The 12964-nt window shown below is 66.2% G+C and carries 16 protein-coding genes; 7 read left to right on the top strand and 9 right to left on the bottom strand.

What is annotated here, in order from left to right:
- Window positions 1–200: 200 nt before the first annotated feature.
- Entirely contained in the window at window positions 201–743 is a 543-nt protein-coding gene (locus ACWEKS_RS15765; RefSeq protein ID WP_452340725.1) for a helix-turn-helix domain-containing protein, read from the bottom strand.
- An 87-nt stretch (window positions 744–830) separates the two neighbouring features.
- Between ACWEKS_RS15765 and ACWEKS_RS15760 the strand changes: the two genes are divergently transcribed.
- On the top strand, window positions 831–1655 hold the full coding sequence (locus ACWEKS_RS15760; protein WP_452340724.1) for an alpha/beta fold hydrolase: 825 nt from the start codon (window positions 831–833) through the stop codon (window positions 1653–1655).
- Between the two features lie 151 nt (window positions 1656–1806).
- On the opposite strand, the gene ACWEKS_RS15755 is transcribed toward ACWEKS_RS15760, so the two are convergent.
- From ACWEKS_RS15755 to ACWEKS_RS15735, 5 genes are all read right to left on the bottom strand, one after another.
- Window positions 1807–2778 carry a glycine betaine ABC transporter substrate-binding protein gene (locus ACWEKS_RS15755; protein ID WP_452340723.1) on the bottom strand — a complete coding sequence of 324 codons (972 nt, stop codon included), beginning with the start codon at window positions 2776–2778 and terminating at the stop codon, window positions 1807–1809.
- Window positions 2775–3527 carry an ABC transporter permease gene (locus ACWEKS_RS15750; RefSeq protein WP_452340722.1) on the bottom strand — a complete coding sequence of 251 codons (753 nt, stop codon included), beginning with the start codon at window positions 3525–3527 and terminating at the stop codon, window positions 2775–2777. The genes ACWEKS_RS15755 and ACWEKS_RS15750 overlap by 4 nt, the downstream gene beginning before the upstream one ends.
- Window positions 3524–4759, bottom strand: coding sequence for an ABC transporter ATP-binding protein (locus tag ACWEKS_RS15745; RefSeq protein WP_452340721.1), 1236 nt, complete (start codon window positions 4757–4759; stop codon window positions 3524–3526). The genes ACWEKS_RS15750 and ACWEKS_RS15745 overlap by 4 nt, the downstream gene beginning before the upstream one ends.
- The gene (locus ACWEKS_RS15740) at window positions 4752–5402 is read right to left on the bottom strand and encodes an ABC transporter permease (RefSeq protein WP_452340739.1); all 651 of its coding nucleotides are present in this window, start codon (window positions 5400–5402) and stop codon (window positions 4752–4754) included. Before ACWEKS_RS15740 ends, ACWEKS_RS15745 begins: the two co-directional genes overlap by 8 nt.
- A 121-nt stretch (window positions 5403–5523) precedes the next feature.
- Window positions 5524–6075, bottom strand: coding sequence for a dihydrofolate reductase family protein (locus ACWEKS_RS15735; protein ID WP_452340720.1), 552 nt, complete (start codon window positions 6073–6075; stop codon window positions 5524–5526).
- A 60-nt stretch (window positions 6076–6135) separates the two neighbouring features.
- Here ACWEKS_RS15735 and ACWEKS_RS15730 point away from each other — a divergent pair, with 60 nt between their 5' ends.
- A complete protein-coding gene (locus ACWEKS_RS15730) occupies window positions 6136–6468 on the top strand; it encodes a hypothetical protein (RefSeq protein ID WP_452340719.1) in 333 nt (110 codons plus the stop codon).
- An 80-nt stretch (window positions 6469–6548) separates the two neighbouring features.
- Window positions 6549–7097: a chorismate mutase gene (locus tag ACWEKS_RS15725; protein ID WP_452340718.1), complete on the top strand. Its 549-nt coding sequence runs from the start codon at window positions 6549–6551 to the stop codon at window positions 7095–7097.
- A 90-nt stretch (window positions 7098–7187) separates the two neighbouring features.
- Here ACWEKS_RS15725 and ACWEKS_RS15720 read toward each other — a convergent pair whose 3' ends face one another.
- Entirely contained in the window at window positions 7188–7622 is a 435-nt protein-coding gene (locus tag ACWEKS_RS15720; RefSeq protein ID WP_452340717.1) for a VOC family protein, read from the bottom strand.
- A 219-nt stretch (window positions 7623–7841) separates the two neighbouring features.
- Between ACWEKS_RS15720 and ACWEKS_RS15715 the strand changes: the two genes are divergently transcribed.
- Window positions 7842–8861 (top strand): DUF6670 family protein, encoded by a 1020-nt coding sequence (locus ACWEKS_RS15715; protein WP_452340738.1) that lies wholly within the window; start codon window positions 7842–7844, stop codon window positions 8859–8861.
- Between the two features lie 195 nt (window positions 8862–9056).
- On the opposite strand, the gene ACWEKS_RS15710 is transcribed toward ACWEKS_RS15715, so the two are convergent.
- The gene (locus ACWEKS_RS15710; RefSeq protein WP_452340716.1) at window positions 9057–9338 is read right to left on the bottom strand and encodes a hypothetical protein; all 282 of its coding nucleotides are present in this window, start codon (window positions 9336–9338) and stop codon (window positions 9057–9059) included.
- Window positions 9335–9688, bottom strand: a complete 354-nt coding sequence (locus ACWEKS_RS15705; RefSeq protein ID WP_452340715.1) for a VOC family protein — start codon at window positions 9686–9688, stop codon at window positions 9335–9337. The genes ACWEKS_RS15710 and ACWEKS_RS15705 overlap by 4 nt, the downstream gene beginning before the upstream one ends.
- A 205-nt stretch (window positions 9689–9893) precedes the next feature.
- Between ACWEKS_RS15705 and ACWEKS_RS15700 the strand changes: the two genes are divergently transcribed.
- The 3 genes from ACWEKS_RS15700 (at window position 9894) to ACWEKS_RS15690 (ending at window position 12964) form a co-directional block, all read left to right on the top strand.
- Entirely contained in the window at window positions 9894–10379 is a 486-nt protein-coding gene (locus ACWEKS_RS15700; RefSeq protein ID WP_379395668.1) for a MarR family winged helix-turn-helix transcriptional regulator, read from the top strand.
- 22 nt (window positions 10380–10401) lie between these two features.
- A complete protein-coding gene (locus ACWEKS_RS15695; RefSeq protein WP_452340714.1) occupies window positions 10402–11700 on the top strand; it encodes an FAD-dependent oxidoreductase in 1299 nt (432 codons plus the stop codon).
- Between the two features lie 250 nt (window positions 11701–11950).
- Window positions 11951–12964, top strand: a complete 1014-nt coding sequence (locus tag ACWEKS_RS15690; protein WP_452340713.1) for an MHYT domain-containing protein — start codon at window positions 11951–11953, stop codon at window positions 12962–12964.

Raw genomic sequence — 12964 nt, 5'->3', positions numbered from 1 at the left:
AGCCGGATCGGCCGCGGGCGCGATGGCCTGCGGACTGCTGGTGACCTACGCGCCGGCACCCACCCACTTGGTGTTCTGGCGTATCCGGACACGAGCACACCGCTCTCGATTCTGGGTGGCAGCAACAGAATTGCGCTGCATCGGTCGGAGGTCCGTTTCCCTGCTGACCATTCCGGGTGCGGCGAACGTGGGCAGTGCTGTCAGCTCGGCGAGGCCGGCTTCTCGCCGGGGAAAAGGATCGGGCTGATCAAGTACGGTCTGCGGCCCGGGCCGGGCTGGTTGGCCGCGAGAGGTGTGACGAGGTCGCGGAAGCCGGTGAGCATGGTGTCCAGCTCCTCGGGGCTGAGCCACAGCGTGGCTTGGCGGTAGCCGACCGAGTCGGCGACGGGGTCGGCATCGGGCTGATCGAGGTAGGCGTTGAACTCCCCGATCAGGACGGCCATGGCGGCCGCGAACCCTTGGCGGTGATCGTCCGCGGTCATCGCGCTGCTCGCCTCGGGGGAGATGGTCGGGCGATCGGATCGCAGTCGGTAGGAGCGTTCCACCGCGCCGCGCACGCGTCGCTCATCGCCGATCTCGAGCATTCCCCCCTCGGTGAGCAGGCCGATCTGCCGGTAGACGCTGGTCCGGGGCACATCGGGCATGCGGTCGCACAACTCTCCGGCGCTGCGTAATCGGCCGCCGGACAGTGCGTGGATGATGCGCAATCGCACCGGGTGGAGCAGCAACTCGGTCGGGTCCATTCCTCAACTATCCCATATCTGGTACCGTTCACAAAGTTGGTACTGATAGGAAGGGTGACCGTGATGCGGGATGTTACTGGGCGTCGAATGACATTGAACGGCAACGAGATCTACTTCGAGGAGTCCGGCACCGGGAGCACCTGGGTGGTGTTCGAATCCGGTTCGGGCGCCGGGCGAACGCTCTGGGATCCGGTGGTGCCGCTCCTGGGCGACACCGCGCGCACCGTCGCCTACGACCGAGCCGGCCGTGGCCGCAGTGGCCGTCCCGCGGAACCGCAGACCATCGACGACATGGCGGCGACCCTGGTGGCGTTGGTCCAGGCGCTCGCGCCGGAGCGGGTGATCCTGGTGGGCCACAGCATGGGTGGGCTGATCGTGCGCCGCGCCGCGGAAACGCTGTTGCCGGCCGGGCTCGTCCTCATCGACCCGACACCGGAAAACGCTCCGAACTACGACAATTGGGCGCCGACGGTCCGAAAGACGGACCGTATCCTCGCTGTGCAGCAGGCATTGAGCCACTTCCCGCCGCTCATGCGGCTTTTGACCAGTTCCTACGGCCGCAAGTTCCCCGCCGACAGCTATGCGACCATGCTGGCCGAGGACTTCACGTCCGCCGGGCTCACCACAACCCGCCATGAGATAACAGCCGTCGCGGCGGCGATCGACGAATTCCGCCGCCGCCCACCAGAACCGCCGAACTCCGGCGTCATCGTGATCTCCGCGATCCACGCCGCCCGCTACCAGGCTCGCAATCTCGACCTTATGCGCGAATACCAGCGCCGATATGCCGAACAGGTCGGCGCGCAATTCGAGGACGCCGTCTCCGAGCACATCATCCCCGCCGAGCGACCCGAGCAAGTCGCTGCCGCGGTTCGCCGACTGATAGACGCTGAAGCATCGCTGGAACCGTGATGGACAAAACGAAACTCCCCCGCCGAGCTACCTGGCCGGTCTCTACGCGCCGGTTGCTGACGAGATCAATTCGATCGCACTGGAAGTGAGCGTGCTCTACCCGCCTAGCTGGATGGACGGTACTTCCGCAACCCGAGGTGGGTCGGCGGGCTTATCGGGCTGTGACGAACCCCTGGGAAACGAGCCAGTCGCGTGCGACGGTGGCGGGTTCGGCGCCTTCGAGGTCGACCTTGCGGTTGAGTTCGGTGATCGTCTCGTTGGTCAGTAGCCGCGAGATCGGCTCCATTACCGTGGCCACCTGAGGGTGTGCGTCGGCGAAGGATTTCCGCATCACCAGTGCCGCATTGTATTTGGGAAAGAAACCGAGATCGTCGTCCAGGATGCGCAGGTCGAGGGCTTTGATGCGGCCGTCGGTGGTGGCGACCGACCCGAACTGGCAGCCGCCGTTCGCGGTGGAGGTGTAGACCAGCGCGTCCTGCATGATCTGTTTGTGCACCTTGCCGGTGTCGACGCCGTACTTGCGGGCCATGCCCGGGAATCCGTCCTGGCGGACACTGAATTCGGTGCCCAGGCAGGTGGGTCCGGTGCCGGGTTCGGTGTTCACGGCCCGCGCGTAGTCGGAGAGCGTCTTCGTCCCGGTCCGCTGTGCGCTTGCCGCATTGGTGACCAGCGCGTAGGTGTTGTTCATCGGGGCGACGTCCGCCCACAGCATGCCGTGCGCGGCCAGGTCGGCGTCGCGTACCGCCTCGAACTGCTGCTGCGAGTCCGGAATCGGCGTCTCGTTGCCCAGGTAGTTGATCCAGCCGGTGCCGGTGTAGTCGTAGGCGATGTCGACCTGTCCGTGCAGCTGGGCATCGCGCAAACTGTTGGACCCGGTGATATTGGTGAGATCACGCACTCGCGCGCCTGCCGCGGTGAGCGCGAATTCGATGACATAGCCGAGAATGTTCTGCTCGGTGAAATCCTTGGACCCCACCGTGATCGCCACGCCCTGCAACCCCGGATCCGGCCGGATGCTGCCCGCTCCGACCGGCAATGGCACCGCCCCGCCGGATTCGAGGCCGCATCCCGCCACCAGCATCAGCCCGAGCGCGGCCAGCACCGCCGTCCATCGCCTCCTCATCGCAGACCCCGTGGGCCGAGGAACTGTTCGGCGAGGGCTCCCAGCCAATCCACCAGCAGCGCGAGCGCCACCGCCAGAATCGCCCCCACCCACAGCGTCACGTTGTCCCGCAACTTGTATCCGGTATCGATGAGAATTCCCAGCCCACCCGCGCTGACCAGGAACGACAGCGTCGCCGTCCCCACCGCCAGCACCAGCGAGGTCCGCAGACCCGCGAGGATGTACGGCACGGCAAGCGGAAACTCGATGCGCCGCAACACCATAGCCGCGGACATCCCCTGTCCCCGCCCGGCATCCACCAGCGTCGGATCAACCTGCTGATACCCGAGAATGGTGTTCCGCAATACCGGCAACAACCCGTAGAACGCGATCGGCGCCACCCCGACCCAGAACCCCGTCCGCTGGGTCACCAGGTAATACAGCACGATGAGCCCGATGGCCGGCGCGGCCGCACCGATATTGGCCATCCCCACGAAAAGCGGTGCCAGCCTGCGAAATCCGGGCCGGGTGAGCAAGGTCCCCAATGGAACCGCGACAGCGACGACGATGGCCGCCACCGTCGCCGTGATCACGACATGCTGTCGGGTGACGGTCACGACATTCGCCGCATTCATACTCGCCTGCTGGGTGGCTGTCAGATCCCGATCGAACGCCCACACCAGCACCGCCACCCCCAGCCCGACCGCCAAGGCCGGCTGCGCCACCAACCGAATCAGCTCCGACCGCCGCTCGGTACTCCGCCCCCTCATGCCCGCTCGCCCGATTCCGCCGCGCTGGAATCCTGTACCGCATCAGCGGGTTTCGTGGTGGCTCGGCCGCTCTCGGCGCGGGTGGTGGAGAGGTGGGTGACGAGGGTGTCGATCGCGATCAAGCCTGCGTATTCGCCGTGATCGCCAGTGACCACGGCGTGGGCGGTGCTCTCGGCGAGTAGCATTTCCAGCGCCTCCTGCAGGGACGAGCGCAGGGCGACCGTGCCGGTGACCGGGTGTCCGGCCTCGCGCAGTGAGGGGGCGTGGGCCAGCTCCTCGGCCGAAACCCAGCGCAGGGGGCGGTGTTCCGCGTCCAGCACCAGGCCCCAGTGCCATTCCCGCTCGGCGAGGGTGTTGCGCAGGGGTTGCATCTCATCGGTTTCGGTGGCCGTCGGGCACTGCCCGAGTTCGACGTCCTCGACGCGGGTGAGCGTGAGCTGTTTGAGCCCGGCGTCCGCTCCGACGAATCCGGCGACGGTGTCGTCGGCGGGTGCGGCCAGGACGGCGGCCGGGGTGTCGTATTGCAACAGTCGGGAGCCGTTGCCCAGCACCGCGATTCGATCGCCGAGTTTGACGGCTTCGTTGAAGTCGTGGGTGACGAAGACGATCGTCTTGTGCAGTTCGGCCTGCAGGCGCAGCAGTTCGTCCTGGAGGAGCCCGCGGGTGATCGGGTCGACGGCGCCGAACGGCTCGTCCATCAGCAGGACGGGCGGGTCCGCGGCGAGTGCCCGTGCGACGCCGACGCGTTGCTGCTGACCGCCCGACAGCTGGCGCGGGTAGCGGCGGCGGAAGGTGCCCGGATCCAGGCCGACCAGGTCGAGCATCTCGTCGACGCGGGCGTTGATCTTCGCGCGATTCCAGCCGAGCAGCGCGGGCACCGTGGCCACATTGCGCGCCACCGTCTGATGCGGGAACAGCCCGGCCTGCTGGATCGAGTACCCGATCTGCCTGCGCAGCCGGTCCGGATCCTGACGACCGATATCGCGCCCGTCGATGGTGATGGTGCCCGAACTCGGCTCGATGAGCCGGTTGATCATGCGCATGATGGTGGTCTTGCCGCACCCCGACGGGCCGACGAACACCACGATCTTCCCGGCCGGAATGGTGATCGAGAATTCGTCGACCGCCGGATCCCGTTGCCCCGGATAGCGTTTGGTGACCGCGTCGAGCACGATCCGCGCGCCATGTGGTGCGTGTGCGGAATCTTTTGCCGCAGTGACGGTTTCAGTCACGAATCCCCCTCGGGGTAGTGAACCGGCCGACGCCGGCCAGCAGGGCGTCGAGCAGCAACGCCAGCACGATGATCAGCACCGTGCCGGTGAGGGCCTGCGGCACCGCGGTCGGGCTGCCCAGCCGGGCCAGCCCGGAGAAGATCAGGTTCCCCAGTCCGGGCCCCTTCGCGTAGGCGGCCATGGCCAGAATCCCCATGATCATCTGGGTGCTGACCCGCATCCCGGTGAGGATCGACGGCCACGCCAGCGGCAGTTCGATGCCGACCAGTACCCGCAGCCGGTTCATCCCGACCCCGCGCGCCGCGTCCGACACCGCCGGATCCACCCCGCCCAGCCCGATGATCGTATTGCGCAGGATCGGCAGCAGCGCGTATAGCACCAGCGCGACCACAGTCGGCCGCACGCCCAGCCCCAGCACCGGAATCAGCAAGCCCAGCAACGCGAACGACGGCACGGTGAGAATGATGCTGGCCAGCGCGGTCGCCAGCGCCGACCCCCACCGGCTGCGGTGCACCGCGATACCGATCAGCACCGCCAACGCGGTCGCGATCAGCATCGACTGCACCACCGCGGATACATGCAGATACGAGTCGGTGAGCAGCTGCCTGCGATGATCGACGACGAAATTCCAGAGCGTGCCCAGAAGCCCCCTCCTGCCTAGGAGTTCACCCCACAGTGTATTGACGCGAACCCCGCCGCGAGCCTTTTCGACTGTCGCCGAGACGATCAGCAGCGGTACGAAGGCCGCTGCGGTCGAACGGACTTCAGTCGGCGCGGTAGCGCAGCATCACCACGGTGTCGAAGTGCCTCGTCTCGGCCAATCGAAGCTGGATGCGCTTGTCCAGTGCCGGGAAGAGCGGTGTGCCGCCGCCGAGCACCACGGGCGAGACGAACAGCTGGTACTCGTCGATGAGCCCGTGTGGCATCAGCGCGGCCGCGAGGCTCGCACCACCGACCTCCATGACGCCATCTCCCGCGGCCTTGAGCCTGCGAACCTCGTCGACCGCGTTCGCGCTGACCAGGGTGCTGTTCCAATGGACTTCGGTGAGCGTCCGGGAGAAGACGACCTTGGGCTTCTCCCGCCACAACCCGCCGAACTCGCGCTCGATGCGTGGCGCGTCCTCCGGCACGTGCGGCCAGTACGCGGCCATCAGCTCGTACAGCCGACGACCGTGCAGCGAGACCTCGATCTCGCGGTACCTGTCGTTGTGGAACTGGTGCAACTCCTCGTCCGGGTCGGTCCAGTCGATGCTGCCGTCGCGGTCGTTGACGTAGCCGTCCAGGGACACGCCGAACCCATAGATCAGTTTCCTCATGACAGGGTAGACCTCCTACGCGCTCGAAACTCATCAGTAGTCATCGACGGCTATGTCGCTGTGGATCCCACCGGCAACGGCAGCGGTCGACGGTATGTGGTGAGAGACTGCCACGTTGTGGACAACCAGGAAACCGCCCCGGTCTACCGAACCCACGATTGGCACATCCAAGCCCGCGAGTACGCCCGCCACGAAGCTCGCCGTGGACGCCGGTTCGCCTACAACGCTTTCGATCCCCGACGCACAGCACTGGTCGTCACCGACATGGTGCCGTTCCACGTCACCGATCCTTATGAGTGCAAGAAGTTGGAGTGGTTACCGAATCGGCTGGGGTGCAGCGAGTTCGATGACGGCGGCCGCTGGTTTCATATCCGCTGCGCGTCCGAGGTGTGATCTACCTCAGGGGCGGTAGGGTTCGGGCGGTGGAAGGGATGGCATCGATGAGACGGCTGGCGGTTGTGGTGGGGTCGGCCATGGTGGTGGCCGTGGGGCAGTTCGGGGTGGGTGCGGCGCAGGACGATTCCGGGGCCTTGGATCGGCTGGTGGAGTTGATGAGCGAGCGGCTCGGTACTGCGGATACTGTCGCGGCCGTCAAGTGGGCGGGCGCGGTTCGGGATGGGGGCGAGCCGGTGATCGACGATCCGGTTCGTGAACAGGCGATCTATGATGCGATGGCTCAGCTGGGGGCGGAGCGGAATCTGCCTGCGGGGCTGGTCCGGCAGGTGTTCGAAGGTCAGATCGAGGCCAGCAAGATCGTCCAGCGTGGGCTGGTGACCGAGTGGCGGTATGGGCTGGCGACGGCGCCGGTGCCCGCGACGGATCTGGCCGGGGTGCGGCCGGTGATCGATGGCCTCAATGTCGCGATCGTCGACGAATTGGATAGCGAGCGGACCGAATTGACGCGCTCCGACTGCCCGGCGCGAGTCGCCGCCGGGGTGCTCGCCGTCGCCGGCCACGACAATCTCGACGCTCTCCACGCGGCGGCGCTCGTGCGCGCGTCGACTCCATTGTGTGGGAGCTGATATATGCCCCAGCACAAAGACGTCACCCCGATAGGTACTGCCTCAACCGGCACCCGAATTCGGCTGCCGAGCAACAGCGTTCGTGGCAACTCAGTCGAGACAGAATTCGTTGCCCTCGATGTCCTGCATCACGAGGCACGACTCGTTGACGCCATCGGCGCGCAGTAGTCGCACGCGTACCGCGCCGAGCGCGACCAGCCGTGCGCACTCGGCCTCCAGCGCGGCCAAGCGCTCTTCACCCACGAGCCCGGTGCCGACTCGCACGTCGAGATGCACCCGATTCTTGGTGATCTTCCCTTCGGGCACACGCTGAAAGAACAGTCGCGGACCCACACCTGACGGATCGACGCATGCGAACGCTGAACCCTGATACTCAGGCGGCAGGGACGAATTGAAATCGTCCCAACTGGCAAACCCCTCCGGTGGCGGCGGAATGACATACCCCAGCACATCGCACCAGAACCGAGCGACACGCTCAGGCTCTGCGCAGTCGAAGGTCACCTGGATCTGTTTGACCGACGTCATCGGTCCACCATAGCGGCGGGGACCTTCGTCTTCCGCACGGCCCGACCTCGAAATCTTCACGCTGACAACGTGATATGGGATCACGTCTGCACAGTCGATACCGAACTGCGAATCGCGCCGGCCTTGTTCAGGGGTTCACCGAGCGGCGAGTGGGCACGATCAACCATATGCGTTACCATTAGTTACATCAAAACTGGAGGTGTTGTGGACAGGGTGAGCATGATCGAGCAGCTGGTCGGCGGCATCAACCGGACCGCCGGCCGCAACGGCCGCCCATTCGACGAACACACCCCGATCCGGACCCCAGCGGGACGCCGCCGCAACTGGGCGCACTACGGGGTGATGGTGCCCGGACTGCCCGCACCGCATCGATTCTTCGGCGTCATGTCGATTCTGGGCACACCCGGCGTTTCGATCTTCGCCAATGACCATGCGATCACCACTACGCCCGCCGACACCGTCTACACCAGTTCGGCCACCGCGGCCATGTCCGATGGGCAATTCCTCGTCCACAGCATCGAGCGCGACTGTGAATTCCGTTCCGACGGGAGCTTTCTGAGATACGGCGACGAGCTGCTGATCGAAGGCCGCTACCCGAAGTTCACGCTGCATCGCCGCCATCACGAGGTCGAGGTCCAACTCGACATCTGTGCCACGGACGTGATCTCCCATTTCGCCCACGTCCCCGGCATCTACGACCACTGGAGCCTGTTGGCACGCTGCCAGGGCAGTATCCGCGACCAGCATCAGGTCCTGCCGGTCGACACCCTCTGCACTTTCGAATACGCCACCGGCGTCGGGCTGCACAGCATCGCGCCCGGAGTCCGCCGCAATCTGCCGGTACCGTTCTTCACCTATCACGTACTCAATATCGACCCGGCCACACAGGTCCTGCTCGTACAAGTGCTAGGACCCGCGAACCTGCCCATCCAACGTCGGGTATACCTGCGAGGAGTCGACGACTACGGCAGCGTGCACACCCGCGGCTTCGACTTCACCGTTACCGAATATCGGTCGCGCCCCACACCAACCGGCAAAGCAATGCGCGTTCCGAAGCGACTGCACTGGCAGGTACTCGACTCCCGGAACATCCCACTGATCACCATCGACGGTGTCTGCAACGACGACTTCAGCTACGGCCTCGGCGCCGGATTCGTCGGCAGCTACGACTACACCGGCATCTTCATCGGCCGCGCCGTATCCGGAACCGCCTACATGGAGTACATCGACCTCCGCTAGCCATCACAGGTCACGGCAGACGATCCAGGCACCTGCCCACTTGCTCTCCAAATCCCGATCTTATTGTCGGGCAACAGGATTGCACCACACCAGGATTCGAACAACGTTGCGGCGGAATGGAAGTCATCGGTGTGCGCCGTAGGGGCGTCGGTGCCGGATCGATCCGGCGATGCGCAAGATCCGGCCGACAGGCGGCTAGCCGAGGCGGCGTTGGAGCTCGGCGCGGTAGTCGGCGAAGGCGGCGGCGACATCGTCGAGGTAGACCAGTTGAGGGAAGTCGATGATCGGCTGGTGCTCGACCAGGAAGGCGGCGGTCAGTTCCACGACGCGGTGCTCGTCGGCTGCGGCGACGCCGAGGTCGGCGAGAACGTCCGGGGCGACTACGAATTGGGATTCGGCGGAGTCGGTGCCGTCGTCGACCAGGACTCGGTATTCGTGGTCGACGACGGGTTCGACTGCGATTCGAGGGTTGGTCATCGGGACAGGGGGCTGTACAAGACCAAGCCGTTGCCTTTGTTGTCGTAGACGACGGCGCGGCGTTCGTGGGCGTCGTCGTAGGGGCCCTCGACGATGCCGCCGCCGCTGGCCTCGATGGCCTTGGCGGCGGCGTCCACGTCGGCGGTTTTGATGCCTACGACTACCTGTCCATGGATAGGGTGGTCGACCGCGGTGGCGAGGGCGAGGGTGATGGGGCCGCCGTTGAGGGCGGCGAAGTGGGCGCCGTCGCGGAACTTCAGGGGCATGCCGAGGGTTTCGGTGTAGAAATCGATGGATTCATCGAGGTTGTCGGTCGACAGGATGATCATCTTGACTTCCTGATCGCTCATGGCTGCCTCCTGCGGGCGAAGTGGTGGCGCGCCCGGAATGTCCGGGTTCGGTCGCCCACCATGATGGCCGCTCCGCGCCGCCGGGGATCACCAACGACACGCCGCCGCCCACTGAGTGGGCAAATGTGAGCCGGCTACCGCCCGTTGAGTGTCCGTTTTCCGCCACACTCTTTTGTTTCACGGAATCAACTTTTATAGTTGATTCATGGAAGCAAACAAAGACCAGGTTTCGCGACTGGCCCGCAGCACCGCGCGATTCGCGGAAGCCATGCGGCAGGGCACTTCTCGCGCCTACGACCCAGTCCGGGTCGGCGTGCTGCAGTGCGCGGTCGAGTCCGGGCCGCTGCGGGCCGGGGAGATCGCCGAATGCCTGGACGCGTTGCCGTCTTCCATCACCCGGCATGTCCAGGCGCTGATCGACTCCGGGCTGGTCAGCACCTCCCCCGATCCGGCGGATCGGCGGGCGGTGCTGGTCGAGGCCACCGAGGCGGGGCGGGCCGAGCTCGCGCAGTTCCTGGAGATCGGCGACCAGGTCTTCGGCGAGGTGATCGCCGACTGGTCCGCCGAGGATGTCGACACGCTCACCCGGCTGCTCGATCGCATGATCGAGGCCTGGGCCGCGGCGGGAGCACACCAGCAGCAGCGGGCGAGCCGCAAACGCCCGGGCCGATTCGGCTGGAGCCGGATCTGACCTCAGGAGAGGACCAATTGCCATGGCCACCAACACACCCCTGCACGTGATCATCGCCGGCGGCGGCATCGGCGGGCTGGCGCTCGCCAACGGCCTGCGCCGCGCCGGCGTTAGCGTCAGCGTCCACGAACGCGAAACCCAGCGCACCGACCGGCTGCAGGGTTTCCGCATCCACATCAACCCGCACGGCAGCAATGCCCTGGCGGAACTGTTGTCGCCGGAGCTGTATTCGACCTTCGTCGCGTGTGCGGGCCAGGGCGGCAACGGGTTCGGTTTCGTCACGGAACAATTTCGCGAACTCCTCCAGATCGATCCGGAGGCGGGTGCGCACACCGCCGGCGGACACTTCGGCATCAGCCGGATCACGCTGCGGCAGCTGCTGCTCGCCGATCTGGGCGACGTCGTGCACTACGGCAGCATGTTCGACCGCTATGAGCGCCTGCCCGACGGCCGGATCCGGGCCCATTTCGGCAACGGCGTCTCCGAAATCGGTGATGTCCTGGTCGGCGCGGACGGCGGCACCTCCCGGATACGGGCGCAATACCTCCCGCACGCCGAGCGCGTGGACACCGGAATCGTCACCATCGCAGGCAAATACGGCCTGACGCCGGAATCGCGAGCCCGCCTGGACGTCCGGCTGCTGCGCAATCCGCTCAGCGTCATCCCGCCGAGCGGCTGCGGAATGTTCCTCGCCCCACACGAATTCGACATCCCCGCCGGTGCGGAACGCATCGCCGGGAACCAGCCCGGCCTCGACCCCGGGCTGCTCCTCGACAACACCCAGCCGTACGTGTTCTGGGCCTTCGCGGCCAAACGCGAACGCTACGGCGCCGATCTGGAGGAGCTCTCGCCCGTCGGCCTGCACGAGCTGGCGGTGCGCATGACCACCGGATGGGCGCCCGAATTGCGGGCCCTGGTAGCCGATTCCGATCCGGAGACCGCCACCCTGCTGCCGATCAAGACCTCGGTCCCGATCCCGGCCTGGCAGACCACGAATGTCACGCTGCTCGGCGATGCGGTGCACAGCATGACCCCGTTCGCCGGTATCGGCGCGAACACCGCACTGCGCGACGCCCGGGGGCTGTGCCGCGCACTGGTGGCCGCCGAACGCCGTGAGCTCGGACTGCTCGAGGGCATCCACCGATACGAAACGGACATGATCGACTACGGCTTCGCGGCGGTGCGGACCTCGCTGACCGCGGCCACCCAGTCGGTGTCCGACAGCCGGTTCGCGCGCGGCGCCGGCAAACTCGTCTTCCGCACCGCCAACGCGGTGCCCGCCATGAAGCGAAAGATGTTCGCCGACTTGGGTGCCGAGTAATAGCTGCCGTGCATGTGCCGCTCGCGTGCCGAGCGGGTGGCACATGCGGATCACCACCCTCCGATGTCCAAAGTCCTACGCGCACATGACATTCAGAAGGCTCGCAGATTGCTGATCCGGCGGAGACGTCCCGGCCGGAAGTAATTTGAATGAAACATTCCCTTTCAATTTCCCAATCCGAACCTTGCCCGGTAGTGTGCCGTCGTCGCCTCCGCGATCGCGAAACCCCTGTTCTGGCAATGGAGTTCGAGTGCTGGAAATTCACCACTTCAGCTACGGTTGGATCACCCCCGTACTGGCGTACGTCATGTCCGTCACCGGATCCCTGCTCGGTCTGCGGTGTACGGCACGGGCCCGGTCCGGGGACGGACGCAGCGGCTGGCTCATCTCGGCGGCCGTGGCCATCGGCGGCACCGGCATCTGGGTGATGCACTTCGTCGCCATGCTGGGCTTCACCATCCGCGGTGCGGTGATCAAGTACAACGTGCCGCTCACCCTGCTCAGCGCCGTCATCTCGGTCACCGTGGTGTGGATGGGCCTGTTCATCGTGGCCCGCGAGCCATTCGGCCGCTTGTCACTGTTCGCGGGCGGCGCGGTCACCGGGCTGGGCGTCGGCGCCATGCACTACTCGGGCATGTACGCCATGCGGTCCGACGCCATGATCGACTACAACGCCGGCATCGTCACGCTGTCCATGGTGATCGCGGTGGTCGCGGCCACCGTGGCACTGTGGTTCACGCTGGTCATCACCGGTATCTGGGCTACCATCGGCGCAGCCCTGATCATGGGTGTCGCGGTCTGCGGCATGCACTACACGGGCATGGCATCGATGAGCGCGCACCACATGGACAATCCGGCCACCCCGCAGGGCGCGGGCCCGATGGAATTGCTGGCCCCGCTGATGATCAGCGTCAGCATGGTGACGCTCGTCCTGCTCATTCACGTCGGCCTCACCGAGGTGGACGAACGCTCCATGATGCCCGAACCGGAACGGCCCGAAGCGGCGGCGCGCGCGGGCTGGTCGCTGCGGGCGGTCTCGGCGGCGGCCGACACCCGCGGCTCCGGCCAGGACGAACCCGGTCCCCGCGACTACCGGACCGCGGGCCTGTACGCACCGGCCGCCGACTATCAGGCGCCCGGCCGCCATGAGATGTCCGCGCCCGGCGACTGGCGTTCGGACCAGTTCTACCCGGCGGCCGGCGGCCCGGCGGCGCGCCCCGACCGGAATCCGGTTCCGCCGCAGCGCAGTACCCGCTACTCATAG

It is taken from the genome of Nocardia sp. NPDC004711 (assembly GCF_053601595.1).
Note: the sequence above shows the minus strand (reverse complement) of the source record. Positions and strands in the feature narration are given on the sequence as shown.

Bases quoted from the DNA above. Each gene is read 5' to 3' on its own strand.
- ACWEKS_RS15765 (WP_452340725.1), bottom strand. From the start codon at position 743: ATGGACCCGACCGAGTTGCTGCTCCACCCGGTGCGATTGCGCATCATC.
- ACWEKS_RS15760 (WP_452340724.1), top strand. From the start codon at position 831: ATGACATTGAACGGCAACGAGATCTACTTCGAGGAGTCCGGCACCGGG.
- ACWEKS_RS15755 (WP_452340723.1), bottom strand. From the start codon at position 2,778: ATGAGGAGGCGATGGACGGCGGTGCTGGCCGCGCTCGGGCTGATGCTG.
- ACWEKS_RS15750 (WP_452340722.1), bottom strand. From the start codon at position 3,527: ATGAGGGGGCGGAGTACCGAGCGGCGGTCGGAGCTGATTCGGTTGGTG.
- ACWEKS_RS15735 (WP_452340720.1), bottom strand. From the start codon at position 6,075: ATGAGGAAACTGATCTATGGGTTCGGCGTGTCCCTGGACGGCTACGTC.
- ACWEKS_RS15725 (WP_452340718.1), top strand. From the start codon at position 6,549: ATGGTGGTGGCCGTGGGGCAGTTCGGGGTGGGTGCGGCGCAGGACGAT.
- ACWEKS_RS15720 (WP_452340717.1), bottom strand. From the start codon at position 7,622: ATGACGTCGGTCAAACAGATCCAGGTGACCTTCGACTGCGCAGAGCCT.
- ACWEKS_RS15715 (WP_452340738.1), top strand. From the start codon at position 7,842: ATGATCGAGCAGCTGGTCGGCGGCATCAACCGGACCGCCGGCCGCAAC.
- ACWEKS_RS15710 (WP_452340716.1), bottom strand. From the start codon at position 9,338: ATGACCAACCCTCGAATCGCAGTCGAACCCGTCGTCGACCACGAATAC.
- ACWEKS_RS15705 (WP_452340715.1), bottom strand. From the start codon at position 9,688: ATGAGCGATCAGGAAGTCAAGATGATCATCCTGTCGACCGACAACCTC.
- ACWEKS_RS15700 (WP_379395668.1), top strand. From the start codon at position 9,894: ATGGAAGCAAACAAAGACCAGGTTTCGCGACTGGCCCGCAGCACCGCG.
- ACWEKS_RS15695 (WP_452340714.1), top strand. From the start codon at position 10,402: ATGGCCACCAACACACCCCTGCACGTGATCATCGCCGGCGGCGGCATC.